Source organism: Croceicoccus ponticola (assembly GCF_004004515.1).
GTDB classification, from domain to species: domain Bacteria; phylum Pseudomonadota; class Alphaproteobacteria; order Sphingomonadales; family Sphingomonadaceae; genus Croceicoccus; species Croceicoccus ponticola.
Genome location: NZ_RXOL01000013.1, coordinates 14,445 through 38,563, shown reverse-complemented (window position 1 = coordinate 38,563; position 24,119 = coordinate 14,445). Strand labels below are relative to the sequence as shown.

The following is a 24,119-nucleotide window of genomic DNA, read 5'->3' as shown; positions in this document are numbered from 1 at the left end:
AATGATCGGAGCCTTCGGCCAATACATCGCATCCCTGCCGAACGCGGTGCTCCCGTCCCTCGCGGTCACCGAATGGGTCGACGTTTCGGCACTTGCCGTCATGGCGTCGGCCTCTTTTGCTCAACAGGCTGGAACGCAGCTTGCCGATCTACCCGATGGCACGCACGTCCTGCATACCGGCATCGGGCACTGGCTCGTGCTGGGTCAGGCTTCCGATCTCAACAGTCTCCCTTCTCGCCTCGACGGTCTTGCTACCTTGTTCGACCAGTCAGCTGGTTTCGGCATCCTCATCCTCGACGGGCGGGATGCAATTCGGCTGCTACAAAAAGGCATCTTCGTCGATCTTTCGCGAGCATTCGACAGCGACACCAGCTGCGTTGTGAGCGTGATCGCCCATGTTCCGGTCACCGTGTGGCGCATCGCAAGCGACCGTTTCGGAGTCGCCGTGCCACGCAGCTACGCCGGCAGCTTCTGGCACTGGCTAGAAGCCAGCGCAGCAGCCGATGCGATCCCGCTCAGCACCCTTGGCTGAAACCCGCTCAACGTTTCGGAAAAGATGACAGAATGACTGAAAAATACGTTCTCACCATGTCGTGCGGTAATCGACGTGGCATCGTCTCACGCATTTCCGCTGCCATCTTCCATCGCGACGGCGACATCGTCGAAGCGGACCAGTTCGACGATCCCGAAACCGGGCTGTTTTTCATGCGGGTGGTCTTCTCGCTCCCCACCGCGATGGGCGAACCGCTCGGCCAGGACATGACGATCATTGCCCGTGATCTCGACATGCAGTGGCAGCTTCACCGTATGAGCGTGAAGAAGCGCGTGCTGCTGATGGTATCGAAGTTCGATCATTGCCTCGTCGATCTCCTCTATCGCTGGCGGATCGGCGAACTGCACATGGACATCACCGGCATCGTGTCGAATCATCCGCGCGATTGCTTCGGCGCCGATTTCGGCGACATCCCGTTCCATCACCTGCCGGTGACCAAGGAAACCAAGGCGGAGCAGGAAGCCGCGGTTCGCATTTTGGTTGATGAGACGCGTTCCGACCTAGTCGTGCTGGCCCGCTACATGCAGATTCTGTCGGACGAGATGACCGTCTTCCTGAGCGGTCGCTGCATCAATATCCATCACTCTTTCCTGCCCGGCTTCAAGGGTGCGAAACCCTATCACCAAGCACATCGGCGGGGCGTGAAGCTCATCGGCGCCACGGCGCACTACGTCACCTCCGACCTCGACGAAGGGCCCATCATCGAACAGGACGTGGAGCGTATCAGCCACAGCGACCGCCCCGACGATCTCGTCCGCAAGGGCCGCGACATCGAACGCCGCGTGCTGGCACGCGCTATCGGTTTTCACCTCGAAGGTCGCGCGCTGATGAACGGCGGAACGACGGTCGTTTTCCGGGATTGATGCGGTGGCAGCCGATGTCATCGATGGCACCGCCTTTGCTCGCGGCCTAACTAAAGACCTGACCGAACAGGTTGCGGGATTGGCGGAGCGGGGCGTCGTCCCGCAGCTTGCGGTCATCCTCGTCGGCGAAGATCCGGCTAGCCAGACTTATGTGCGTAGCAAGATCCGCGCCGCCCGGTCGATCGGCATTCGCTCGGTCGAACATCGACTGGACGCGGCTACCACGCAAGGCGATCTGCTCTCACTCATCGATCGGCTTAACGCCGATGCGGAGACCGACGGCATTCTTATCCAGCTGCCACTCCCTCCGCAAATCAACATTGCGCAGGTCATCCGCGCAATCGACCCGGCCAAGGACGTGGATGGGTTCCACCCCACCAATGTCGGCCAGAGGGTGACGGGCAGTGGCGGCATTGTCCCTTGCACTCCGAAGGGCGTGATGCTGCTGATCGGCTCCGTTGCGGCCAACGTGGAAGGCCTCGATGCTCTCGTCATCGGCGCGTCGAACATCGTAGGCAAGCCTATGGCGGACCTGCTGCTGGCGGCCGGGTGTACCGTGACTACTGCCCACATCAAGACGGTCGGTCTACCCGACATCTGCCGCCGCGCCGACATTGTTGTCGTAGCTGTGGGGAAGGCCGGGCTGGTCAAGGCTGACTGGATCAAGCCGGGTGCGATCGTCATCGACGTCGGCATCAACCGCGCGATTTCGCCTTGTGGGAAAAGCAGTCTGGTTGGTGACGTCGCCTTTAATGAAGCGGTCGAAGTGGCCGGCGCGATTACTCCGGTTCCAGGCGGCGTCGGACCGATGACTATAGCGTGCCTGATGATCAACACTGTTCAGGCCGCCCTGGAGCGGCGCGGCATCGTGATTGCTAGCGCCCTGATTGCTACTCGTTGAAGAAGTCGACCTCGGTCTGGGGTACAAGCCTGGGTCTTTCGTGGCGGAGCAGGAGGTGCAGTTTCGCCGTCTGCTCAAGCTCCTCGATCGCATAACCCGCTTCCAGAAGCGTGTCCCCGGCGACCACTGGCCCGTGATTGGCGAGCAGAATGGCCGAATAGACGCCACCCAGATCCGCGACTGCGTCGCCCATCGCCGGATCGCCCGGTCGGAAATAGGGCAGGATCGCCGTCCGTCCTACCTTCATCAATTGGTATGCCGTCAAAGGCGGAAGCGCGTCTGCGGGATCTAGATCCGGCAACATCGAGACCGCCACGCTGTGCGTGGAATGCAAGTGCACAACTGCGCCGCTGCCCCTGCGCGTACGATAGAGCGCAGCGTGGAGGGCCACTTCCTTTGTCGGTAGAGGACCTTCAAGGTGGCGACCGGTGGCGTCGAGATGTGCAAGGCAGGTCGGATCGAGAATGCCGAGCGACACGTTCGTGGGGGTCACAAGGAAGCTGCCGTCATCCAGCCTGACACTGAGGTTGCCCGACGCACCGTGGGTATAGCCGCGCTCGAAAAGCGAACGGCCCAGGTCGCAAATCGCTTCCCTCAGCTGACTTTCGGTCATGTGGTCGGCTCCATTGCGGCAACTGCCTCGTGCAAGAAGTTCTCAGACCCGAAGTTGCCCGACTTGAGTGCGAATGTCTGCGTTTCGTTGGCCAGCAGAGGTACGCCGGGTGCGATCATCCTGCCGACCTGCAGCGGCCCCGGTTGCAGCGCTTCGACCACTCCGCCCGAAGTCTCGCCGCCGGCAACCACAAACTTTGCGATGCCGCGTGCCGCCGCCCTCGTCGCAAGTTCGGCCAATAGCTCCTCTACTGCCAAGGCCGCGCGATTGCCGCCATTTGCTTCGATGAAGGTCCGCGACAGTTCTGGCGGTGCCGTCGAATAGGCGAGTGGACTATCTGCGGCGTTGCGGACGAGAAATTCATCGACTTCCTCCAGCACGGGATACCCGTGGAGTAGTCGTTCGACATCGACGGCGATAGCGGGACGCGATGCACGATAGGCGGCGACTTGCGCGTTCGATGCCACCGAACAGCTTCCCGAAAGGATCAAGGTCGGACCGTGGCGGGACAGCGCAGGCACCGGCGTATCGCCGATCTGGCCACGCGCACGGAAATTGGCGGGAAGGCCCATGCCGATGGCCGAACCGCCGGTGACCAGCGGTGCATCGGCGACAGCGCGGGCAATGATACGCAGGTCCTGATCCGACACGGCATCGACGACGACGAGTCCGCGCGCCATGGCAAGGTCGTCGGCCAGTCCGGCAGACCGCACGCGTTGGAGCGGAATGTGCGCCACGGCAAGCGAGGTTTGCGGAGCGAGCCATCGGCGCAGGTCACTGTCGGTCATCGGAGTCAGCGGATGATCGCGCATGCCGCTTTCGGCTAAAGGCACGTCGCCGACGAAGAGGTTGCCCTGATAGACCGTACGGCCGTTTGCGGGGAATGAGGGGCACACGATTGCGGTCTCGACGCCGAGCCGGGCGGCAAGCGCTTCGGCGACGGGGCCGATGTTACCCCTCGGCGTCGAATCGAAAGTCGAGCAGTATTTGAAGACGATCTGGCTGCACCCGGCTTGCAGCAGCAGTTCCAGCGCGGCCAGCGATTGCTGAACCGCGACTTCGACCGGGAGCGAGCGCGTTTTCAGCGCGACGACACCCGCCTCACAGGACCGGCTGCCGATATCATCGACGCTGGTGAAAAGGCTTGTCCGCATGCCCTCTGCAGCGATCAGCCCGGCGATGTCGCCCGCGCCGGTAAAGTCGTCTGCAATGCAGCCCAGGATCATGCCGCATACTCCGGAAACAGACGATCGATCACTCCAAGCAGTGCATCGGGGGCTTCGAGAGGGACATAATGCCCCACACCCTCAAGAACCGTCAGGCTTGAGCCGGGGGCGGCAGCGGCCTGCTCGTAACGATTGCGCGGGCAAAGGCCGTCATCCGAGCCGGCGATCACGTGGATGGGTACGGGCGGGTTCTCCACCATGGTGCGCAAGTCGGGGCGGCTGATGTTCATCTCGGTCTGCTGCTCATGTCGGTCGTGGCCGATCGCCTCTGCCATTTTCACGATCAGGGACCGCACCGCCGGATCGTACCTGCGCTCCCGCCCGATTATGTGATCCCAATCGTCGGCGAAGAGCGCGGCAAAGCCCTCTTCCCGCGCCCGCGCGACCCGTTCGCGTCGCTTGGCTGCATTTTCCGGCGCATCGGGAAAGGCGTTGCCGCTGATTAGGACGATGCCGCTGAACCGATCAGGCGCAAGCCGGGCCAATTCGAGCAGAACCCATGATCCTAGCGAAAACGCAATGCCGAGCGTGCCGGGTGGGATCGCCTCGACCATATTTAGTGCTGCAATCCGGGCATCGCCGAGTGCCGAATGGTCGAGGACCTTTGAGTTCTGAAATCGGTGCGGCAGGCAGCCGAAAACCCGATCGTCGCACAAGGTGCCCGCGAGAAAGACGGCGCTTTTGGTCACCGCCGCGTGGCCTTTACCGCATCCGCCATTGTGGCGCGCAGCAAGGCCGCGTCGTTGCCGGGAGTGACAAGATCGAAGCCCTGTGCAACGCGCATCGCCGCGGCGGTACCGTTGCTGCAGAAAATGCCGCTGATGAGCCCGCGGACATTTGTTGCGGCGCGAACGTGCTCGATCGCTTCCGCCACCGGGCCGTCCTCAGGTTCGTTTAGCGGGCGGTGGCCTAAGGCGAGGCCAAGATCGTTAGGCCCGACATAAATGCCATCCAGTCCCTCAACGTCAAGGATCGTGTCGAGGTTATCGAGCCCTTCGCGCGTCTCGATCATCGCAAGGACGAGGATTTCGTCGTTGGCATGATCGAGGTAGTCCGCGCCGCCGTAAAGCATCCCGCGTGCCGGGCCGAACGAGCGTACCCCTTTCGGTGGATACCGGCACGCGGCAACGAGCCTCGCCGCGTCGTCGGCTGTCGAGATCATTGGACATATGACGCCGTAACTGCCCGCGTCGAGAAATCGCATGATTTCCGCCGGGGCGAGACCGGAGGGGCGAACCATCGGGATCGCCGGCGTGCTCGACACCGCCTGCAGCATCGCGATGGCGGTGTCGAAACCGATCATGCCGTGCTGGCAGTCGATGGTGGCGGCGTCGAAGCCCTGATGCGCGATCGCTTCGGCGGCATAAGGCGCGCCGATGGAAAGCCATGCGTTGACGATGGGTTTGCCCTCGGCCTTCAGCCTGCGAAGCGTGTTGGGGCGCATGTCAGGCGGCCGGCAACAGGTGCGCGGGCGCAAGATTGCCGTTGGGATCGCGACCAACGCCCGCGTCCCTGGCCTCTGCCACGATTTCGTTCGACCATTCGATCTCCGGACGGGCATCGCCGGCCGTGGTAAGCGTAAAGAGTGCTTCTTCGTCACCTGACGAGCGGAAAGTGCGCCAGGTGTTCGCCGGCACCGAGAAGGTCGACCAAGGCTCGGCAAGGGCGCGGGTCGCGTTTTCGCCTTCACCTAGTTCGATCTCCAGCTTGCCCTTGCGGACAATCACTACCTGCTTGGGCGCGATGCGATAAGCGCCGATCTTATTACCAACAGGAAGGCGGACATATTCGAGCATGAAGCCGTGCGGGTCCGAAATAGGGGCAACCGCGTTGCGATCTTCGGTCATGCCCGCCCCAATCACCGGTGCCACGAACGAGGCGTGGCCGGCCAACACGCTGTCGAGCAGGGCGGCGGGCGACCACGCGAGGTCGTCGAAACGGACGACGCGGCGAGCCATCTCCTCAGGCGTGGCCCGCCGCATCGCTGCGATATCGCTGGGGCTCAACGGCTGGATCAGTTCCGCATCATCGGGTTTCGCCGCACCTGTCGCAGTATCGACCATCATGTTGTCGCGGGTGAGGTAAAGGCCCTGTTCGGCCGCTGTCTCAAGTATCGACGGGTGCCATACGACCCCACCGCTGTCGTCGCGACCGAGCAGGGTAAAGATCCAGCTATCGTCGGGTCCGGTATTTGTGAAGCCGCGAAACATCCAGGTCGGCATCGACAGGACGTCGCCCGCGCGTCCGGTGATTTCGCCGTCCCTGCCCTCCGGACCCCAACGAAAGAGCCATTCGCCGCGATAGATCATGAAGACTTCGGCGGTGTAATGCATGTGCAGGTTATTGGTGACGCCATGCGGCATGGCTGCGACACCGAGCGCGAAGCCGTGCGGTTCGGTGAGGTTGACGAACTGTTCGTTCGACTGCGTCACCCCGGCCCCGATGATCGAATAGTTCACCTTTCGATCGGAGCCGGGAATCTTGCAGTCGATGAAGGCCAGCGTGCACGGGACCAGATCTTCGTAACGGATCAGGCGGTCGGTCGCGGCGAAATGGGTATCAGGCATCGGGATCCAGCTTTCAGAATACACTTGCGGAAGCCGGACCGGCATATCAGTGCATCCGAATGCAATCAATAGGGTGATTTCCGATGATTTTCGATGCGCGATTTTGCATCGGCTTTGCTATGGATCGCGGATGACCAAAACTCGAACCGCCGTACACCACGACGCATCTTCTTCGTCCGGAGACCCGCAAGCCATTGGCCGGATGGTCACTTCCTACGATGTTGCGAAACTGGCGGGGGTGTCGCAGTCTGCGGTTTCTCGCTGTTTCACACCGGGCAAGAGTGTTTCCGAGCGCATGCGTACCAAGATCATGCGCGCGGCAGATGAACTCGGCTACCAGCCCAACGCCATTGCTCGTATGCTCATCACCAAGCGTTCAAACCTTATCGCTGTCATCGTTTCGAACCTTAGCGTGAATCCCGACTTCGCCTCAATCCTGAGTCAGCATATGATTGAGCGAGGGCTCAACCTGCTGTTCTTCACGCTCGACCAAGACGCTGATGCCGACAGGGCGATCCAACAACTTTGGCAGTACCGGGTGGATGGCGTGATCTCGGCGGCGGAGCTTTCGGTCGAGCAGATCGGTGTGCTTCGAGAGCGCGGCATTCCCCTGGTTTTTATCAATAGATTATATGATGTTATGGGAGCCAATAGCGTCGGCTGCGATCACGCGGAGGGGGAGGGCTGGCTGATCGAGAAGCTGGTCAGTGCCGGACATTCGCGGTTCGGGATTGTGGCCGGACCCGAAGCATCCGTCGTCAGCCGGATGCGCCTGCGCGGTGCGCTCGACAAGTTGGCGGCACTTGGCTGCGCTGCGCCGCAGGTCGTGCACAGCGACTTCACCTACGCTGGCGGGCGCGAGGCTATGCGCGGTCTGTGCGGCGGCAAGAAGCGTCCCGATGCCATTGTCTGCGCAAACGATCTGATGGCGATCGGTTGCATCGACGAGGCGCGGCTCGCCCTTTCCCTCAAGGTTCCAGACGATGTTTCGGTCGTCGGCTTCGACGGTTACGCGCCGGGTCAGTGGGGCGGCTATCAGCTTACCACCGTGCGCCAGCCCGTCGCATCGATGGTCAAGGCGGCCGTCGACATGCTCGTCGCTCGAATCGAGGAGCCTTCGATGGCGACCGAAAAGCGCGTGTTCTCCGGCGAATTGGTCGAAGGCAGCAGCGCCCGCATAGATTAGGCTTGACCAAAATCTGCATCCGCTTAGCATTGGGATGCAAAATTTGTGAAAGATCCTTATGCAAAAATTCGATCCTCTCGCCGATCTTGATCCGGCTGCCTACGCTCCGTTCCGCGACCCTCGCGATTACATTCTAAGCTGGACAGACCAGATCTGGATCGAAAAGGGCCTTGGCCGGCTGGGCGAACACTATGCCGACGATATCAAGGTCCATACCGCCTATGGCGAGACATATGATTTCGAGCATGTCCTGACGAACAGCGTCCAGAAAATGAGCGCCTTTCCAAATGGCGGTGGCGGTTCTGGCGAAGATGTCGTGTGGGAACAGCGCGGGCCGATGGGCTTCATCAGTTCGCACCGTGTGCTCAAGACCGGGACCAATCTCGGTCACTGGACATACGGCCCGCCGACCGGGCGCAACTGGATCTCGCGTACGATTGCCCACTGCGTCGTGCAGGATGGCAAGGTTGTCGAAGAGTGGCTGGTGCGTGACGAATACGCCGTGCTCCAGTCGCTTGGCATCGATCCGGAGCAAGTCGCGGCCGACATGGTGCGCGCATCGCCCGTGACGGGTGAAACGCTCGCGATCACCGACGACACGCCAGCCTTCGCCGGTAGTTACCCAGAGCCTGCGAAGGAAGGGATTTCGGGCAAGCGGCCCGATCGTTTTCAGCCTGAATGCGACACCATTGTGGCGATGTATAACGAGGTATGGAACCGCAAGCGTTTCGACCGAGTGTCGGCGTACTGCGATTCCAAGGTCGTTTGCCACACTGTCCGCATGCATCGCGCACAGGGGATCGACGGCTACCAGCAGCAGATCATCGACCTCTTGGCCGCGTTCCCCGACGGCCGGATTGAGGTGCGCGACCTGGTCGTGTGCCAGTCGGACGAATTGGGTATGCGCATCGCCGCGATATGGACACTGCACGGCACATACAGCGGCGTTCCGCTCTATGGCCCGACGACGGGCAAGCCAGTGAAGATCATGGGGGCGGCCCACTTCGAGATGAAAGACGGCAAGATTCTGCGCGAATGGCGCCTCTTCGACGAGATCGCCGTGATGGCCCAGATCATCGGTGCCCGCCCCGCCGCCGCATGACGCAGCAGACTGGATAAAGTGCAGGGGGGGTGGCCGCAGGGCCAGCCCCTTTTCATTTGTAGTCGACGGGAAAGGTGCGTGGTGCTCGACTGGCATATGCCTTGCACCCTGAGCTAATCGGCCATGGCGGCCGCGGCAAGGCTGTCCAATCTGCGACCTCGCCAGCCTGTAATTCAGCGAACGCGACTGGCCTCGCGTAAATGAAAAAGGGAGGCGATCCGCTCGGACCGCCTCCCTTTTGTATTGCCACTCCTGCGCCGGGCGTCGGGCCGTCGCCCTGTCCGACGCAGGGGTGTCGAGGGACCTTAGAACGTGATCCGGGTGCGCACGCCATAGTTGCGAGGCATGCCCCAGTTGGCCTGCTGCAAGCCGTCGCCGCCCGTCTGCGTACGCTGGTTCAGCATCTCGTCCTCGATGTTCTCGACGAAGAATTCGAGGCCATAGCGGCTTTCGTAGTCTGACAGGGCAAGGCGCACGTCGGTCTGCGTGAAGCTCGGCTGGTAACCCGACAGGTCGAACGGCAGGCCGCCATGGGCGAAGTAGCTGCTCGAATAGCGCATCTGCGCCTGCGGCGTCAGGTAACCGAAGCCGACGTCGATGTCGTAGCTGGTCCCGAAAGTGAAGCTGAACTTCGGGGTGTAGGGCGGACGATAACCCGACAGGTCGATGAAGCGGCTGGCCGGGACTGCGCCGTTGAGCACCTGGAAGCCGCCTGGCAGGTTCATGCCGAACTTGCCGTACTTGGCATCGAGCAGGGCCGCACCGAACGAGATCTTCCAGCTGTCGACCGGCAAGAGCGCGCCGGTGACTTCGACGCCCTTTGCGTTCAGGACGCCTCCGTTCGACGACATCGTGATGAACGATCCGGGGTTGGCGGGGTTCGCTACCTGGAAAGTGGTCGCCAGATCCGAATAGCGCGCCTTGAACAGTGCGATGTTCAGTTCCGCGCGACGATCCCAGAAGCGGGACTTGAGACCGAGTTCGAAAGAACGGGACTTCTGCGGCTGCGTGACCGTGCCGTTCTGGTTCATCGCGCCCGACAGGAAGCCGGTCGAGGCGGTGAAATAAGCCATGACGTCGTCGGCCACGTCATATTCGGTGCCCGCACGCCAGGTCACGTTCTCGAACGTGGCGCGCACGTCGCTTTTCGCAGTCGCGGTCGACCAGTCGAACGGAAATACTTCCCGCGGGTCGGTCGGCGGGCTGTTCGGGGTCAGGTCGCCGACATAGACCGCATTGCCGTTCTTCGCGTGCTTGCGCTCGTTGTTGTAACGCACGCCGCCGATGACGCGCCATTCAGGCATCACGGCAAAGGTCAGTTCGCCAAATGCACCAAGGTAGCGCGAATTGATCATCTGCGTGGTGTTCGACATGCTGTTGATCACGTTGTCGAGCGAGAGCAGCGGCGTGCCGGTCAGAACAGGCAGCGTCACACCGTTGGTCGACGTGGCAGTCGGCCGGGCGGCGAGATTGTCCTGCGTGTGGCGCAGCGAGGAATATGAGAAAAACAACTCGTCATAGGAAGCATAACCGCCCACCGTCATGCTGAGTGGGCCATCCCACTGCGAGATCAGCTGCAATTCCTGCGTATAGGACTTGTTGTTTTCTTCCACCCATTCGCGTGCGTTGGGATTGGAGCTATAGTCGGCGTCGTTGCCGAGCAGCGACGTATATTCTGTATAGGAACTGATCGAGCGCAGCTGCATGGTGCCAAGGCCGGCAGTCACGTCGAGCGTTGCATTGGTTTCGCGCAGGCTGTCGTTGTTGACGAAGTCGCGCGACACGGTGCGACGGTCCTTGTTCGACATGCCGGGCTGGCCGTCGAGCATGTCGAAATCGACCGTTCCGCCCGAACCGCGACGCGGATTCTGGCAATCGAATTCAGGACCGAAGGGGTCGGTCAGGCCGTTCGGCTGCACGGTGCGGCAAGCGCCGTTGATGGCGAACATGCCGGCCGGATTGCCCTTTTCCGAAATTGAGGACACGCGCAGGATGACGTCGAGATCGCTGCTCGGCTTGTAGCGGGCCGAACCGCGGACCGAGAAGGTGTCCGCAATGCCGAGATTGCGGCCTTCAAGGTTCTTGACCCAGCCGTCGCTGTTGTCGGTCATTACCGCAACCCGCACGCCGAAGCTGTCGGAGATGCCGGCATTGGCGAACATCTCGTTGCGGAACTGGTTGAAGCGGCTGAACCGGCTGTCGATCCCGCCCGAGATGCCCGGAATCGAGAGGTCGGGTGCCTTGGTGTAGAGGTTGATCGCGCCGCCGAGCGTGTTGCGGCCATAGAGCGTACCCTGCGGCCCGCGCAGCACTTCGACGCGTTCCACGTCGAAGAAAGCGCGTGTCTGTTGCGAGGCGCGGGGCTTGTAGACGCCGTCGACGAAGACACCGACGATCGAAGAGTTGTCCCCGAAAGTGCTGTTCGAGTTGGCACCGCGGAGAGCGATCTTCGCGTCGTTGCCGCCTTTGGCGAAAACCAGGCCGGGGGCCATCTGTTCGAGCCGCGACACATCGTTGATGCCGGCCTTTGCGAGATCTTCGCCGGTCAGGGCCTGCACGCTGGCGCTGACATCTTGAAGATTTTGCGCCCGCTTGTTCGCGGTAACAACGATTTCGGTCAGACCCTCGCTTGGGGCGCCGTCATCGGGAGCGGGTGCTTCCTGTGCAAGTGCCATTACCGGCAGGAGCGCCGTTAGAATAGCGATGCTGGCAGTGCTGTTCCGGAAATTTCTGCGGCTCATGAAGGTGGTCCCCTGTTCGGATTATCTGCGGGCATTGCAATGCCTCGGACTCAGAATGTACTCCGAATGCAAAAATGAGCAATCAAAAAAAATTACGCGAAATCAAGATATTAGATTTTATCATTGAATTTATCGGCGTAATTTATGTGCTATTCTGATAATATGATTGCATCCCATTTCAATCGTTGGCAATCACCGTGACAGCCCCCGATAAAGTCGTAAGGATAGACGGATGCAGCGCGCGGAAGACATGAGCATAGGCCGCAGGATCGGAGCACTCGCTTTCCTGGCAACGGCTTATATCCTCTACAGTTGGTCGTGGAATACCGTCGACGTCTTGCGCCCGTACATCGCGGACGACTTGGACCTCTCCCTCACGCAGGCAGGCTCGCTTTACAGCGCGCAGGCGCTGGGCGCGCTTGCCGGCGCCGTGATCAATGGCCAGCTGGCGGACCGGTTCGGCCGCCGTAACGCGTTGATGGCGGTGATGGTGGGATTTGGCACGATGCTTGTGCTCGGCACGCTGGTCACGAGCTATATGCAGGTGCTGGGCCAGCGTTTCCTTCTCGGTTATTTCACCGGGTCGATGTATCCGATCACGGTCGGCATCTACGCATCCTTGTTCGGCCCGGCTGTGCGTGGTCGGGTGGCGTCGGTGATCATGGGGTCGTCATACCTCGCGGTATCGCTTCTTGGCTTCGCTTCCGCGACCGTATTCTCGTTAGGATATGACTGGCACCTCCTGCTCTGGGTCGGGGTCATTCCAATCGTGATGGCAGCGTTCGCGCCGCTAGTCGTGCCGAACGACCGGAAAATGATCGCCCACGGGGCGGCGGCGCATGACGAGCAACGGGCTAGCGGATTTCCGATCAAGGAGCTTTTCTCTCCCGCCCTGCGCAAGCGGACGATCATGTTGACCCTTGTCTCGGGTCTCAACTTCTTTGCATATCAAGCGTTCACGGGGTGGGCGACGACATATCTGCGCGACGAACGCGGATGGAGCGATAGCGCCATCGGAGTATCGGTATCGTGGATGTTTGCCGGTAGTCTTCTTGGCGGTTTTTTCTGGGGATGGGTCGGCGACAGGTTTGGTCGGCGGTCAGCGGCAATCGGCTTCTTCGTGACCGCGGCGCTTATCCTTGTCTATCTCTACGCGCCCATTTCGCAGATGGTGCTGAATCTGGTCGCTTTCAGTTATGGCGCATGCTTGGCATGCAGCGTGGTCTGGGGGCCTTGGCTGGCCGAACTCTATCCTCACCACCTGAAGTCGACCGCGGCGTCTATCTTCAACTGGGGGCGAATCGTCAGCTTCGTTGCCCCGCTGATCACCGCGCAGATGGCCGAGGCGTTCGGATTGTCGCTTACCATGACGCTGGCCAGCGTCGTGTTCGCGCTCGCTGCGATTATCTGGATGCGCTTGCCCGAAACGCATCGCTACGTACCATCGCCTCGAGCCGTCGTCGCAGAGGCGGCTATCCAGCCCAGAATATGACCGACCAACCTGTCCGCATCCTTGTGATCGCCATGGGCGGAACCATCGCCATGCGCCAGCGGGACGGTTGGGGCTCAATTCTCGAAGACGGAGCCGACGAACTGATAGCCAGCACGGTGTTGCCTGCAGGCGTCGTTGTCGAGCAGCAAGACCTGACTTTGAAGCCCAGTGCCAGCGTCACGCTGACCGATGTCGCTGCGCTTTGCCGAACAATCGAGAGGTCCGAGGCTGAGGGCATAGCCGGTATCGTCGTCACGCATGGCACCGACACGCTGGAAGAAACCGCCTTCGCCCTGGGCCTGATGTGGCGCGGTAAGATCCCGGTCGTCGTTACCGGTGCGATGCGCAGCGCAGACAGAATCGGAGCGGACGGGCCTGCCAACCTCGCCAATGCCATCCTAGTTGCCAGTCATGCACAGGCGAGACGTTACGGTGTCCTGGTCGTGTTCGGCGACGAGATCCACGCGGGTCCCCTCGTGCGCAAAGTGCACAGCGGGCGGCCACATGCCTTCTCTTCCGAACCCTATGGTCCGCTCGGCCATGTGACCGAAGACGTGGTGCGTTTCGAGATGGCCTCGCTGCTCGAGCTGCCGCACCTGACGCTCGGCGACCGCATTCCGGTCGTGCCTATCCTGCAGGCGGGCCTCGATCTAGAGCCCGAAGCCATCCGCCTGTTCGAGGCGCCCGAGATTGACGCGATAGTTATCAGCGGGGTCGGCGGCGGCCACGTCTCGGCTCGCGCGGCACAGGCGCTGGAGCGGCTAGCTCGCTTGAAACCAGTCGTCATGACCAGCCGGGTGGGTATGGGTCCGACGCTCAAGAACACTTACGCATACGAGGGCGGTGACATTGATCTCGGCAAGCGCGGCATCCTCAACGGCGGGCGATGGCGCCCAACGCAGGCGCGCATCCTGCTGCAGCTGCTGATTAGGCAGGGCAAGCGGCTCGAGCGCCTACCAGTCTGACTGGCATTGTCAAAGGGATGGCGGGGCAGGGGACACTTTGTTAGCCAGAGTGGATGAGCAAGGCCGATAATCCGTTTCGATACTTTCATTCATCGCCGGACATGGTGGTGTCAAAAGGATGGCCGGTCAGAGAACGGCCTGCTAGCCGGACGGGATGAGCAAGGCCGAGAATCCATTCCGATACTTCCATTCGTCACCAGATATCATCCGCATGGTCGTGATGCTGTACGTGCGATATCCGCTGTCGCTCAGGAACGTCGAGGACCTCCTTTTCGAGCGCGGTTACGACCTTTGCCACGAGACGGTTCGGCTGTGGTGGAACAGATTTGGGCCGATGTTTGCGGCCGACATTCGACAGCAGCGCGTCAGTCGAATGAAGGGCTTTCGCCAGTGGCGTTGGCACCTCGACGAGATGTACGTGAAGCTGAACGGCGAGATGGTCTATCTCTGGCGCGCCGTTGATCAAGAGGGTGAAGTCCTGGAGTCCTTCGTCACGAAAAAACGTGACAAATCTGCGGCTTTGACCTTCATGAAGAAAGCATTGAAACGCCACGGGATGGTGGACACCATCGTTACCGATGGCCTGAAATCCTACCCGGCGGCGATGAAGGAACTCGGCAACCAAGACCGTCGCGAGATGGGGAGGTGGCTCAACAATCGAGCCGAGAATTCACATCTGCCTTTCCGGCGACGAGAGCGGGCGATGCAGAGATTTAGGCAGATGAAGTCACTGCAGAAATTCGCCTCGGTCCACGCCTCGATCTCCAACCATTTCAATCAGGAACGCCACCTCATCGATCGACAGACATTCAAAGTACGACGCTCGGCGGCGCTCGCCGAGTGGCAGAAGCTTGCGGCATAACTGATTGAAGGCCTAGCTGCTCTTGCGTCAAGTGGAGAGAAGTTAGCGCCGGACTGACAGCACCGTTTAAGGCGATTTCAGCCGGCTTTCTCCGCGACCCTGTCAGCCACTACGGGATTGCATTTCGGACCCATTCGGGCGTCAGTTCTCCCTGTTATTCCCGCAAAAACAGGGAATCTACTCGCAGCGTGTCACGTCCCGGCGCCGCATTTACCGAAGAGAATGAACCACTTGCATGCGCATAGGCGCCTCCCTGTTTCCGGATAGCAGGGAAGAACGGGGGCAATAGCAGGACCAGAATGCAGATCCTTCGTCAACGATTTCAATGACTTGTGATAAAATCGGGCTTGACAGCGCACTGGGCGATCTGCGAAAAGGCCCTCGCACCTGGCGACCCCGTCAGCCAGGAGCAGCAGCATCCAGGGTCAGTTCCAGGTCCGGAGGCAGCAGGAATGAAGCAGACGTCGTTTTCGGCGCATGCTCTCCGTTCCAGCTGCCGGGCTGGAGTTATACAATGCCCAGGACTGCCTCTGTTCGCAAGCGCACTCGCGTTCTTCTCGATACGTCCAGTGGGTGCTGTCAAAGCAAACGCACCTGATGGAAATTTGATTCGGTTAGGGTAGGGTGCCGCCATGCCCAGACCTCGCAAGCAAGCCAACCCATTCCGGTATTTCAACTCATCGCCTGAAGTGATCCGCATGGCGGTGATGCTGTATGTCCGGTACCCGTTGAGCTTACGCAACGTCGAGGATCTGCTGTTTAAATACGGGATCGACATCTGCCATGAAACGGTGCGGCTGTGGTGGAATCGGTTCGGGCCGATGTTTGCGGCTGATATTCGCAGGCAGCGTGTCAGTAGAATGGAGGGCTTCCGCCAATGGCGGTGGCATCTGGATGAGGTCTTTGTGAAGATCAATGGCGAGCGGCACTACATGTGGCGTGCCGTTGATCACGAGGGCGAAGTGCTCGAAAGCTATGTCACCAAGAAACGGGACAAATCCGCGGCGCTGGCGTTCTTGAAGAAAGCTCTGAAGCGTCATGGCAAGGCTGAAACAATTGTCACGGATGGCCTGAAATCCTACCCTGCCGCCATGAAGGAAATCGGCAACCAGGACTGTCGCGAGATGGGAAGATGGTTGAACAATCGCGCCGAGAATTCGCACCTCCCGTTCCGGCGACGAGAGCGAGCGATGCTGAGATTCAGGCAAATGAAATCGCTACAGAAATTCGCCTCGGTCCATGCCTCCCTTTACAACCATTTTAATTCGGAACGCCATCTCGTCGATCGCCAGACTTACAAGACCCGTCGCTCGGCTGCGTACTCCGAGTGGCAAAATCTCGCGGCATAATGCGGGGGCGCTTAACCCTTTGTGCGCCAGCTGGAGACGAGTTCGCATTGGACTGACACCACCGGGAGGTGTTGTCAGAAGGATTGCACCGTGAGCTGCATGGGGTAGGTCGGGGCTATGCCACGTCCCAGAAAGCCCGCGTCGCCGTTCCGTTATTTTCATTCTTCGCCGGACATCATCCGCATGGTGGTGATGCTGTATGTGCGATATCCGCTGTCCCTTCGGAACGTCGAAGACCTGCTTTTCGAGCGCGGCTACGACCTATGCCACGAGACGGTTCGGCTCTGGTGGAACAGGTTCGGACCGATGTTCGCTGCCGACATCCGGCGCCAGCGGGTCAACCGGATGAAGGGGTTTCGCCAGTGGCGTTGGCACCTCGACGAAATGTACGTGAAGCTGAACGGCGAGATGGTCTATCTGTGGCGCGCGGTTGATCACGAAGGCGAGGTTCTCGAGTCCTACGTTACGAAGAAACGGGATAAATCTGCGGCTTTGGCATTCATGAAGAAGGCGCTGAAACGCCATGGCAAAGCCGAGACAATCGTCACAGATGGGCTGCGTTCCTACCCTGCGGCGATGAAGGAACTCGGCAACGAGGACCGTCGCGAGATGGGGAGGTGGCTCAACAATCGCGCCGAGAATTCGCATCTGCCATTCCGAAGACGAGAGCGGGCGATGCAGCGATTTCGGCGAATGAAGTCGCTACAGAAGTTCGCCTCAGTGCACGCCTCGATCTCCAATCACTTCAACCAGGAACGGCACCTCGTCGATCGACAGACATTCAAGGAACGACGCTCAGCCGCGCTGGCTGAGTGGCAGAACCTTGCGGCATAACTGCGGCAAATCTTGGGTTGTTCTGTGCCAAGTGGAGAGAGGTTAGCGTCGGACTGACACCACCACAGCGCGCCAAGGATGGACCACATGGTCGTTCATTTTCACGTGCATCTCGTCAGGATATCGCCAGTGTCCCGGTCGGGAAGCACCACGGGCTAGAGAGACTTGAGTAGATCAAACACGCGGTGCTTGAAAATGATTCCGGCAGCAAGGTCATCCCCAGAACCTCCGAGACTCGAGGCATGACAGGTCGGCCGGTAGGCGGTCGTTCTGCACCTCGCAGTCCGTCCATCGACCGCCTTGCCATGATGATGCGCTGCTGCTCGCACAAAGCGTGGAATGCGCGCGACACTTAGGGCACAGTGCTCCAATCAATAGATATGCGGTGGGCGTGCCATGAAAGTTGCGGAGTTTCGGAGTGCGGGCGAGCCGCTTGTCATCGTTGATCGGCCGATGCCCAACCCGGGTCCGGGCCAATTGCTGATCCATGTGCATCGATGCGGCATTTGCGGGACCGATCTGCACATGACCGACATCCATAGCTGTTTTAATCCGACGTCAGGCTCGGTGCTTGGTCATGAATTTGCCGGTGAGATTGTGCAGTGCGGGCCTGACAACGAAGATCGTTGGCGCGAAGGCATGCGGATTGCGGCACTGCCGTACATTGGCTGCGGCTACTGCGTTTTCTGTCTCTCGGGCCGCCCCACCCGCTGTGCTTCGGGCGTTAGCCAGGCAAGCGGCGGCGCGATGGGCGGATATTGCGAATATACCGTCGTAAGTGCGATGAATTCGGTCAAGCTGGACGAGGGGATGAGTTGGGAGGAGGGGGCTTTCATCGAACCGATTGCCGTCGGCCTTCACGCCGTCGCCAGATCCGGCATGCGTACGGGCGCCAGAGTGCTCATCCTTGGAGCCGGACCGGTTGGTCTTGCCGCTGCGGCAGCGGCGAAGGTCGCCGGGGCGGCGTTCGTCGGTGTTGCAGCCAGGACCGACCGTCGCGCAAACCTATCGGTCGAGATGGGCGCCGACGAATTCTTCCAGTCGGACGACGAACTTGCAGACCGGTTTCGGATCGCTGCGGGAGATACCCCCGATATCGTCATCGAGTGCACGGGTGCGCCCGGCATGACGGCGCTTACCTCCGGACTGGCCGGATACGGCGGCACGATCGTCATGGCCGGAGCGTGCATGCAGCCGGATACCTACCTGCCTATCGCGCCGACAGTGAAGGAGGTGAATATCGCCTTTGCGGTCTATTATTCGCGGCAGGAATTCGAGCTCGCCGCGAATTTGATCGCGAAAGGGGCAATCAAGCCGATGCCCATGTTCGACGGTGTCGTCGAGATCGATGATCTCCCGGCCAAATTCGAAGAACTGCGCAGGGATAAGAGTGCCTGCAAGATCATGGTTCGCCCCTAAGTTCGTTCCTCCGCGATGCCGGTAACGTAGTTATAGACCTTGCCGTCGTGCCATGCCGCATAGGCTTTCAGAAAGTCGCCGGTCATCATCGTGACCGCCTCAGCATCGACCTCGACCTGCTCACCGTACGAAAGTGGGCCGGCCCAGACTGCGGCGAGGCAGCGCTTGGTCTGCGCATAGGAGGTGGGCGAGCAGAATTTCAGGCGATCGAGCACGTTATCCAGATGCGCTTCCAGCGCCTCTTTGCCGGGAAATGATTGGGTGACCAACCCTTGTGCGGACGCCTCCGCGCCGGAGATGCTGTCGCCGAGCAGTAACATCTCCTGCGCTTTCCGCATGGGTAGCATCCTGCCGCCGAACTGGGTTCCGCCCCATGCTGCGACAAAGCCGAGCGTTACTTCCGGCCAGGTGAACCTGGCGTCGTCCAGGGTATAGACGAAGTCGCAGCGAAGCAGTTGTTCGAGCCCGCCGCCCAGCGCTCCGGTCAGGGCAATGCCAATCACAGGCTTGGGGCAGGTGGCGACTTTTCTGCCCAAGTCCTGTCCCTTGTGGACGAGATCCCGGAAATCTGCCTCGGTAAGGTCTGCTAGGGTGGGCCGCATCTCCTGCACCATCACGGCGCCGCGGTGAAAACCCGGCCCGCCAGCGGAGATCACCAGCGCACGGGCGCTTTCGTCACTTTGGAATTCATCGATGAGGCGGGACAGATCCTCACACATGCCGAGCGAAATGCCGTAATGCATGTTCGGATTGTTCTTAACCGCGAAGACGACACCGTCGCGAATCTCGATCTCGAAATTTTCAAAGTTCATCATCTTCAGCCTCAGCTCAATTAGGTTCGAACGCCCTCGACAGCGCGTCGCGCCGGTCGGATATCCAGAACTTCACCTTCCTTGTCGACGGCCCACCACATGTGCATGCGCTGCCCGTTGATGCGCATGACCATCTCGTCCAGATGCCAGACGCGGCGTTGTCAAGAAGGATCAGCGGGCACGGGGCGGACTGCAAGCCGGACGAGAGGAGAAAGGTCGATAATCCGTTCAGATATTTCCGCTCCTCACCCGACGTCATCCGCATGATGGCGATGCTTTACGTGCGGTACTCGGTGTCGTTCCGGAACGTGGAGAACCCTGGTTTTCGAGCGCGGCTATGCGACCGCAACAATAGGCCGGACATTTGGCGCAACCGATCTGACCAAGATTCAGCACGCCGCCTTGCAGGGAAGGGGCTGTCCCCATCTGGCACTTCGACGAGATGGACGTGAAGCTGAACGGCGAGATGGTGTGACTGCGGCGCCGTCGATCACGAAGGCGAGGGGCTGGAAAGCTACGTCACGACGAAGCGTGATAAATACGTGGCCCTAATTAAAATGATGCGACCTCATGTTTATGAGCCTTGCCGTCGTGTCTGGACATTCGCTCATCCCTAAGGGACTTTGGCCAGCATGGAGAGGCTTGATGGAATATCTTAGCGTTGCAGACGCCCGCACAAGATCCGGCCTGCGGCTGGTGCTGACAGCGGGGGTACCCGGCCCCTGGGGCGAAGCAGCAAAGGCAGTGTTTGCCGCCCGCAACGTATCCTACCTCCCGGTCGAACAGCAGGCGATGCAGCCGAACGAGGAACTGCGGGACTGGACCGGGCATCGCAATGCCCCGATTGCCTGCCTCGACGAAGAACCGCCGCTGACCGACTGGCTGGACATCGTCTTGCTGTCCGAGCGGCTCGGCTCCGGCCCTTCGCTTCTACCCGATGGAGAGGCCGACCGCGCGCTGTCTCTTGGTTTAGCCATGGCCATTGCCGGGCCGGACGGGTTGGGCTGGCATCGCCGCATCGAGATGACCGTGGCTATACTCGACGAGCCGGAGACGACGGGCACTCAATTACGCGCCATTTTAGGCAAGTACGGCGTGCGTCCGGGTAGCGAGGTTGATTCGGAAGAACGGATAGTGTCGATCCTTCTCGGGCTTGCTGAACAGCTCGAACGGCAAAAAGCTCTCGGCTCCAGTTATTTCATCGGGGGCGCCGTGACGGTGACGGACATCTACTGGGCCTGTTTCTCGATGATGCTGAGCCCGTTGCCGCAGGATCTGAACCCGATGCCGGACTGGCTGCGCCCGCTGTACAGCGCTGTCAGTGAAAAGGTCGATGCGGCTATCAATCCGATTCTGATCGAGCATCGCGATCGGATATACGGGACACATATCGCCATCCCGCTCGACTATTAAGGTCCAAGGAAAGCCATCTGCCAATGATCGACCTTTATTTTTTCCCATCGCCCAACACCTGGAAAGTGGCGATCATGCTGGAAGAATGCGGCCTTCCGTACCAAGTGCGGTTGGTCGACATCACCAAGGACGAGCAATTGACCGACGAGTTCCAAGCGATCAGCCCTAACGGGCGGGTCCCGGCGATCGTCGACCTTGATGCTGATGGAGGGCCGCAAGCGGTGTTCGAGTCGGGTGCGATACTTGTATATCTGGCCGAAAAAACTGGGATGTTTTTGCCTAGATCAGGTCCTGGCCGGATCGCGGCAATGGAGTGGCTGTTCTGGCAGATGGGCGGCCTTGGTCCGATGGCCGGGCAAGCCCATCATTTCATACGCTACAAGGCCGAAGGCAACGAATACGCAGTAAAACGCTATCAAGCAGAGGTCGCCCGGCTTTACGGTGTCCTCGACCGGCGCTTGCGTGGGCGCGAATGGATTGCAGAGGCATATGGCATTGCTGATATGGCCAGTTGGGGATGGGTCTGGTTCCATCGGATGCATGGACAGTCGCTCGATGACTTTCCTGATGTTTCGCGCTGGTTTTTCGCAATGGCTAGCCGGCCTGCCGTGCAGCGGGCGCGTGCTTTGGCGGTCAATCGACTTCCCGATAGTGTGCAGGCAATCTTCGACGGACCTTTTTATCAGGGGGATGCCGACAAGGGCGCGCAGGTTAGCTATGTCCAGTCGGCGCACGAAACCTCCGCTTCATCCGAAGCGCAGTAAATTAGCCGGTATTATCCAAAGCGCCGAGTTCGGTCTGGTTGCAGAGCAAGTATGACGCGGTGCACCTACATGGCATTGTCATAAAGGATGGCGGGTAGGGGGCGGACTGCTATGCGCCCCAGACGATTGAGAGCCTAAAAACTGGCACCCGGCCACCATTCCCTTATTCGGACGTGCGCTTGCTGCCCTACCTGCAACATTCTTTCTGGTTCTTGCCCAATGTCGCCGCCTGCCATGCGATGGCGAACCTGCTGGCCGAGAAGCACAATACCTATTGGCACGACTACGAGGTTGTCGTTTCGGCGGGCACATCCGCAGGGATCGGTTTGGAAGCCCTACCGCCCGTTCGTAAGGCCATCGGAAGTGGATTTGACACTAAGACCATCACGCTATCCTGCGGCAAGCTCACGACTGGCGTGACGGTGGCGCAATGGTCTTCAATCCTGATGCTCCGGAACCTCAAGTCTCCGGAGACTTATTTTCAGGCCGCGTTCCGGGTGCAGTCGCCTTGGTCGATCAAGAATCCTAACGGCGACAATCCTAACGAAGAGGAAATCCTCAAGCCGATCTGTTTCGTGTTCGACTTCGCCCCAACCCGCGCACTGCGGCAGTTGTCGGAGTATGGCATCGGCCTGTCTCCGGGCGAAGCAAACCCGGAGAATGCGGTCCGCGACCTTGTGTCGTTCTTGCCAGTGCTGGCCTACGACGGCGCGAACATGACCCAGATCGACGCGGGCGGGATTCTCGACATCGCGATGGCTGGGACATCAGCCACGCTGCTTGCCCGCAAATGGGAATCCGCGATGCTGGTCAACGTGGGGTATTGTCAGCTTAATTGACTGCCGGGCGAGCGAGCGCCCGAGCCCGAAAATTCATGCTGCAGCGGCGGACGCGGCATTCCATTCCGCCATGGCGGCGGATCGGGAATTGCGCATGGTGTTTCGGGAGATCAGGTGACGCTGGGTATTGAAGATGTTGTAGATTGCTGAGTGGGTGGAAACGAACCGTTGAGCTTGGCCCTGCGATTTGAACCGCTGCATCTTTCGCTCTCTTCGTCGGACTGGAAGGTGCGAATTCTCGACGCGGTTGTTGTCGCGTAATCGGCCCGGTCGATGTCGGTCGACGCAGCCCAGGACCTTCAGTGCTGCGGGATATGATTTAAGTCCATCGGTGACGATGGCTTCCGGCACGGCCCCTTGCTTCTTGAGAAGTTTCCTGAGCAATTTCAGTGCTGCTTCTTTGTTCCTGCGCTTCTGGACGAGTACATCCAGCACTTCGCCTTCCTTATCGACGGCCCGCCACATGTACATCCGCTGGCCGTTGATGCGGACGACCATTTCATCAAGATGCCAGACGCAATCGGCGCGTCCGCGCTTGCGGCGAATGTTGGCCGCGATGGCGGGACCGAACTTGTTCGCCCAGCACCGGACCGTCTCGTAACAGAGATCGATCCCCCGTTCGGCAAGCAGATCCTCGACGTCCCGCAGGCTGAGGGTGAAGCGATAGTAGAGCCAAACCCCGAGCCGGATTACATCGGGCGGGAAGCGGTGTCGTTTAAAGGAAATAGGAACCATACCGCTCTCACTACGCGGCTTGGTGCCGCAGGTGGAGACGGTTTAGCGTTAGACTGACAGCACCCCCCCGCTGCATCAACCAGTGACATCTCTATTTGGCAGAATTTGTGACTTCTCTATTTTGCGCGGACATGGAGACAGGGAGTTGACCGGGACCGTAATTAGACTGACAGCACCCTCGCGCTCTCTAACGGCCCGTCTCTTTGATTTCGCGCCGCATGACGGACTTGGCGTAATCGAGCAGGGTCTCGATCTCCTGCTCCGAGATCTGGCCGCCGATCTGGCCGTAGGCCATTCCTTCAAGAAGGTAGTGCGCGACATTGCCGCCGAGGGCCATTCCGGGCTTGTCCGCGTCCCAACCGATCAGCTCACGCGCAATTTCATGCCATTCACGGATGAATGCCGAATAGCTGCGCGAAAGGAGGTCGGCGAGTTCCGGTTCGCTCCGTGCCGCGAGGATCAACTCCTGGTAAGCGCGAAATTCGCGCTCGTTCAAGTGTCGCCAGTGCGAATCGATGATATGGTCTATCGCATCGTCACCGTGGCGGAGCGAAGAAAGATCGTTTCGGAATATGTCCAGGCGTTCGCGGTGAAGATGTCCCACCGTGGCCTGCAGTACGTCAAGACGAGTGGGGAAATAGTATTGCATTCCCCCGCGTGAAACGCCCGCCCGGTTGGCGATGACCTCCATTGAAATTTCAGAATATGGCATTTCGGCGAGACAATCGATCGCAGCATCCATGACTTGCGCCCGAAGCTGGGCGCCTTTTTCAGCCTGTTTCTGGCCGCTGCCCCGCCGTCTGGGCGCGGCAGCCGTCATCGGGGATGAGTGCGAGATTCCCGCCATGACAGAGCCCGGAGCATTACCATTGGCCGACAAGTG

General features: G+C 60.1%; 24 protein-coding genes. 14 read left to right on the top strand and 10 right to left on the bottom strand.

Annotation, left to right across the window (positions count from 1 at the left end; all coding sequences use genetic code 11):
* The first annotated feature begins 1 nt into the window (after nucleotide 1).
* From EKN06_RS15415 to EKN06_RS15405, 3 genes are read left to right on the top strand one after another with little or no spacing between them, the layout of a single operon-like run.
* Nucleotides 2-532 (top strand): aminomethyltransferase family protein, encoded by a 531-nt coding sequence (locus tag EKN06_RS15415; RefSeq protein WP_127613798.1) that lies wholly within the window; start codon nucleotides 2-4, stop codon nucleotides 530-532.
* 32 nt (nucleotides 533-564) lie between these two features.
* A complete protein-coding gene (purU, locus tag EKN06_RS15410) occupies nucleotides 565-1,416 on the top strand; it encodes a formyltetrahydrofolate deformylase (protein WP_127613797.1) in 852 nt (283 codons plus the stop codon).
* Between the two features lie 4 nt (nucleotides 1,417-1,420).
* Entirely contained in the window at nucleotides 1,421-2,317 is an 897-nt protein-coding gene (locus EKN06_RS15405) for a bifunctional 5,10-methylenetetrahydrofolate dehydrogenase/5,10-methenyltetrahydrofolate cyclohydrolase (protein ID WP_127613796.1), read from the top strand.
* Here the strand turns inward: EKN06_RS15405 and otnC are convergent.
* The 5 genes from otnC to EKN06_RS15380 are packed head-to-tail and all read right to left on the bottom strand — an operon-like array spanning nucleotide 2,307 to nucleotide 6,723.
* Nucleotides 2,307-2,930 carry a 3-oxo-tetronate 4-phosphate decarboxylase gene (otnC, locus tag EKN06_RS15400; protein WP_127613795.1) on the bottom strand — a complete coding sequence of 208 codons (624 nt, stop codon included), beginning with the start codon at nucleotides 2,928-2,930 and terminating at the stop codon, nucleotides 2,307-2,309. The genes EKN06_RS15405 and otnC overlap by 11 nt on opposite strands.
* A complete protein-coding gene (gene otnK, locus EKN06_RS15395; protein ID WP_127613794.1) occupies nucleotides 2,927-4,156 on the bottom strand; it encodes a 3-oxo-tetronate kinase in 1,230 nt (409 codons plus the stop codon). The genes otnC and otnK overlap by 4 nt, the downstream gene beginning before the upstream one ends.
* Entirely contained in the window at nucleotides 4,153-4,845 is a 693-nt protein-coding gene (locus tag EKN06_RS15390) for an alpha/beta fold hydrolase (RefSeq protein WP_127613793.1), read from the bottom strand. The genes otnK and EKN06_RS15390 overlap by 4 nt, the downstream gene beginning before the upstream one ends.
* The gene (locus EKN06_RS15385) at nucleotides 4,842-5,600 is read right to left on the bottom strand and encodes an HpcH/HpaI aldolase family protein (protein WP_127613792.1); all 759 of its coding nucleotides are present in this window, start codon (nucleotides 5,598-5,600) and stop codon (nucleotides 4,842-4,844) included. Before EKN06_RS15385 ends, EKN06_RS15390 begins: the two co-directional genes overlap by 4 nt.
* A gap of 1 nt (nucleotide 5,601) precedes the next feature.
* On the bottom strand, nucleotides 5,602-6,723 hold the full coding sequence (locus EKN06_RS15380; protein ID WP_127613791.1) for a cupin domain-containing protein: 1,122 nt from the start codon (nucleotides 6,721-6,723) through the stop codon (nucleotides 5,602-5,604).
* Between the two features lie 130 nt (nucleotides 6,724-6,853).
* Here EKN06_RS15380 and EKN06_RS15375 point away from each other — a divergent pair, with 130 nt between their 5' ends.
* Nucleotides 6,854-7,909: a LacI family DNA-binding transcriptional regulator gene (locus EKN06_RS15375; protein WP_127613790.1), complete on the top strand. Its 1,056-nt coding sequence runs from the start codon at nucleotides 6,854-6,856 to the stop codon at nucleotides 7,907-7,909.
* Between the two features lie 58 nt (nucleotides 7,910-7,967).
* Entirely contained in the window at nucleotides 7,968-9,011 is a 1,044-nt protein-coding gene (locus EKN06_RS15370; protein ID WP_127613789.1) for a nuclear transport factor 2 family protein, read from the top strand.
* A gap of 305 nt (nucleotides 9,012-9,316) precedes the next feature.
* Here EKN06_RS15370 and EKN06_RS15365 read toward each other — a convergent pair whose 3' ends face one another.
* The gene (locus tag EKN06_RS15365; protein ID WP_164844113.1) at nucleotides 9,317-11,686 is read right to left on the bottom strand and encodes a TonB-dependent receptor; all 2,370 of its coding nucleotides are present in this window, start codon (nucleotides 11,684-11,686) and stop codon (nucleotides 9,317-9,319) included.
* A 298-nt stretch (nucleotides 11,687-11,984) separates the two neighbouring features.
* Here EKN06_RS15365 and EKN06_RS15360 point away from each other — a divergent pair, with 298 nt between their 5' ends.
* The 6 genes from EKN06_RS15360 (at nucleotide 11,985) to EKN06_RS15335 (ending at nucleotide 18,673) form a co-directional block, all read left to right on the top strand.
* Nucleotides 11,985-13,244: an MFS transporter gene (locus tag EKN06_RS15360; RefSeq protein ID WP_127613787.1), complete on the top strand. Its 1,260-nt coding sequence runs from the start codon at nucleotides 11,985-11,987 to the stop codon at nucleotides 13,242-13,244.
* Entirely contained in the window at nucleotides 13,241-14,209 is a 969-nt protein-coding gene (locus EKN06_RS15355) for an asparaginase (RefSeq protein ID WP_127613786.1), read from the top strand. The genes EKN06_RS15360 and EKN06_RS15355 overlap by 4 nt, the downstream gene beginning before the upstream one ends.
* A 154-nt stretch (nucleotides 14,210-14,363) precedes the next feature.
* Complete coding sequence (locus EKN06_RS15350) at nucleotides 14,364-15,071, top strand: IS6 family transposase (protein ID WP_127613785.1); 708 nt, start codon at nucleotides 14,364-14,366, stop codon at nucleotides 15,069-15,071.
* Nucleotides 15,072-15,703: 632 nt separating this feature from the next.
* On the top strand, nucleotides 15,704-16,420 hold the full coding sequence (locus EKN06_RS15345) for an IS6 family transposase (protein ID WP_127613784.1): 717 nt from the start codon (nucleotides 15,704-15,706) through the stop codon (nucleotides 16,418-16,420).
* A 117-nt stretch (nucleotides 16,421-16,537) separates the two neighbouring features.
* Entirely contained in the window at nucleotides 16,538-17,254 is a 717-nt protein-coding gene (locus EKN06_RS15340) for an IS6 family transposase (protein WP_127613783.1), read from the top strand.
* A 396-nt stretch (nucleotides 17,255-17,650) separates the two neighbouring features.
* Nucleotides 17,651-18,673 carry an alcohol dehydrogenase catalytic domain-containing protein gene (locus tag EKN06_RS15335; RefSeq protein ID WP_127613782.1) on the top strand — a complete coding sequence of 341 codons (1,023 nt, stop codon included), beginning with the start codon at nucleotides 17,651-17,653 and terminating at the stop codon, nucleotides 18,671-18,673.
* Here the strand turns inward: EKN06_RS15335 and EKN06_RS15330 are convergent.
* Entirely contained in the window at nucleotides 18,670-19,488 is an 819-nt protein-coding gene (locus tag EKN06_RS15330; RefSeq protein WP_127613781.1) for an enoyl-CoA hydratase/isomerase family protein, read from the bottom strand. The genes EKN06_RS15335 and EKN06_RS15330 overlap by 4 nt on opposite strands.
* A 17-nt stretch (nucleotides 19,489-19,505) precedes the next feature.
* Nucleotides 19,506-19,628 carry a DDE-type integrase/transposase/recombinase gene (locus tag EKN06_RS16215; RefSeq protein ID WP_420810802.1) on the bottom strand — a complete coding sequence of 41 codons (123 nt, stop codon included), beginning with the start codon at nucleotides 19,626-19,628 and terminating at the stop codon, nucleotides 19,506-19,508.
* A gap of 502 nt (nucleotides 19,629-20,130) precedes the next feature.
* Between EKN06_RS16215 and EKN06_RS15320 the strand changes: the two genes are divergently transcribed.
* The 3 genes from EKN06_RS15320 to EKN06_RS15310 all read left to right on the top strand — a co-directional run bounded on the left by EKN06_RS15320 (nucleotide 20,131) and on the right by EKN06_RS15310 (nucleotide 22,501).
* Nucleotides 20,131-20,898, top strand: a complete 768-nt coding sequence (locus tag EKN06_RS15320; RefSeq protein WP_127613780.1) for a hypothetical protein — start codon at nucleotides 20,131-20,133, stop codon at nucleotides 20,896-20,898.
* Nucleotides 20,899-20,921: 23 nt separating this feature from the next.
* Nucleotides 20,922-21,662 (top strand): glutathione S-transferase family protein, encoded by a 741-nt coding sequence (locus tag EKN06_RS15315; protein ID WP_127613779.1) that lies wholly within the window; start codon nucleotides 20,922-20,924, stop codon nucleotides 21,660-21,662.
* A 179-nt stretch (nucleotides 21,663-21,841) separates the two neighbouring features.
* Nucleotides 21,842-22,501, top strand: coding sequence for a DEAD/DEAH box helicase (locus EKN06_RS15310; protein ID WP_240655074.1), 660 nt, complete (start codon nucleotides 21,842-21,844; stop codon nucleotides 22,499-22,501).
* A gap of 33 nt (nucleotides 22,502-22,534) precedes the next feature.
* Here the strand turns inward: EKN06_RS15310 and EKN06_RS15305 are convergent, their stop codons facing one another.
* Both EKN06_RS15305 and EKN06_RS15300 read right to left on the bottom strand, forming a co-directional pair.
* Nucleotides 22,535-23,236 (bottom strand): IS6 family transposase, encoded by a 702-nt coding sequence (locus EKN06_RS15305; RefSeq protein WP_127613778.1) that lies wholly within the window; start codon nucleotides 23,234-23,236, stop codon nucleotides 22,535-22,537.
* 187 nt (nucleotides 23,237-23,423) lie between these two features.
* Complete coding sequence (locus tag EKN06_RS15300) at nucleotides 23,424-24,056, bottom strand: TetR/AcrR family transcriptional regulator (protein WP_164844112.1); 633 nt, start codon at nucleotides 24,054-24,056, stop codon at nucleotides 23,424-23,426.
* Nucleotides 24,057-24,119 lie beyond the last annotated feature (63 nt).

Coding starts and splice junctions, on each gene's coding strand:
- EKN06_RS15415 (WP_127613798.1), top strand. CDS start 2: ATGATCGGAGCCTTCGGCCAATACATCGCATCCCTGCCGAACGCGGTG.
- purU (WP_127613797.1), top strand. CDS start 565: ATGACTGAAAAATACGTTCTCACCATGTCGTGCGGTAATCGACGTGGC.
- otnC (WP_127613795.1), bottom strand. CDS start 2,930: ATGACCGAAAGTCAGCTGAGGGAAGCGATTTGCGACCTGGGCCGTTCG.
- otnK (WP_127613794.1), bottom strand. CDS start 4,156: ATGATCCTGGGCTGCATTGCAGACGACTTTACCGGCGCGGGCGACATC.
- EKN06_RS15385 (WP_127613792.1), bottom strand. CDS start 5,600: ATGCGCCCCAACACGCTTCGCAGGCTGAAGGCCGAGGGCAAACCCATC.
- EKN06_RS15380 (WP_127613791.1), bottom strand. CDS start 6,723: ATGCCTGATACCCATTTCGCCGCGACCGACCGCCTGATCCGTTACGAA.
- EKN06_RS15375 (WP_127613790.1), top strand. CDS start 6,854: ATGACCAAAACTCGAACCGCCGTACACCACGACGCATCTTCTTCGTCC.
- EKN06_RS15370 (WP_127613789.1), top strand. CDS start 7,968: ATGCAAAAATTCGATCCTCTCGCCGATCTTGATCCGGCTGCCTACGCT.
- EKN06_RS15365 (WP_164844113.1), bottom strand. CDS start 11,686: ATGGCACTTGCACAGGAAGCACCCGCTCCCGATGACGGCGCCCCAAGC.
- EKN06_RS15360 (WP_127613787.1), top strand. CDS start 11,985: ATGCAGCGCGCGGAAGACATGAGCATAGGCCGCAGGATCGGAGCACTC.
- EKN06_RS15355 (WP_127613786.1), top strand. CDS start 13,241: ATGACCGACCAACCTGTCCGCATCCTTGTGATCGCCATGGGCGGAACC.
- EKN06_RS15350 (WP_127613785.1), top strand. CDS start 14,364: ATGAGCAAGGCCGAGAATCCATTCCGATACTTCCATTCGTCACCAGAT.
- EKN06_RS15345 (WP_127613784.1), top strand. CDS start 15,704: ATGCCCAGACCTCGCAAGCAAGCCAACCCATTCCGGTATTTCAACTCA.
- EKN06_RS15340 (WP_127613783.1), top strand. CDS start 16,538: ATGCCACGTCCCAGAAAGCCCGCGTCGCCGTTCCGTTATTTTCATTCT.
- EKN06_RS15335 (WP_127613782.1), top strand. CDS start 17,651: ATGAAAGTTGCGGAGTTTCGGAGTGCGGGCGAGCCGCTTGTCATCGTT.
- EKN06_RS15330 (WP_127613781.1), bottom strand. CDS start 19,488: ATGATGAACTTTGAAAATTTCGAGATCGAGATTCGCGACGGTGTCGTC.
- EKN06_RS15320 (WP_127613780.1), top strand. CDS start 20,131: ATGGAATATCTTAGCGTTGCAGACGCCCGCACAAGATCCGGCCTGCGG.
- EKN06_RS15315 (WP_127613779.1), top strand. CDS start 20,922: ATGATCGACCTTTATTTTTTCCCATCGCCCAACACCTGGAAAGTGGCG.
- EKN06_RS15305 (WP_127613778.1), bottom strand. CDS start 23,236: ATGGTTCCTATTTCCTTTAAACGACACCGCTTCCCGCCCGATGTAATC.
- EKN06_RS15300 (WP_164844112.1), bottom strand. CDS start 24,056: ATGACGGCTGCCGCGCCCAGACGGCGGGGCAGCGGCCAGAAACAGGCT.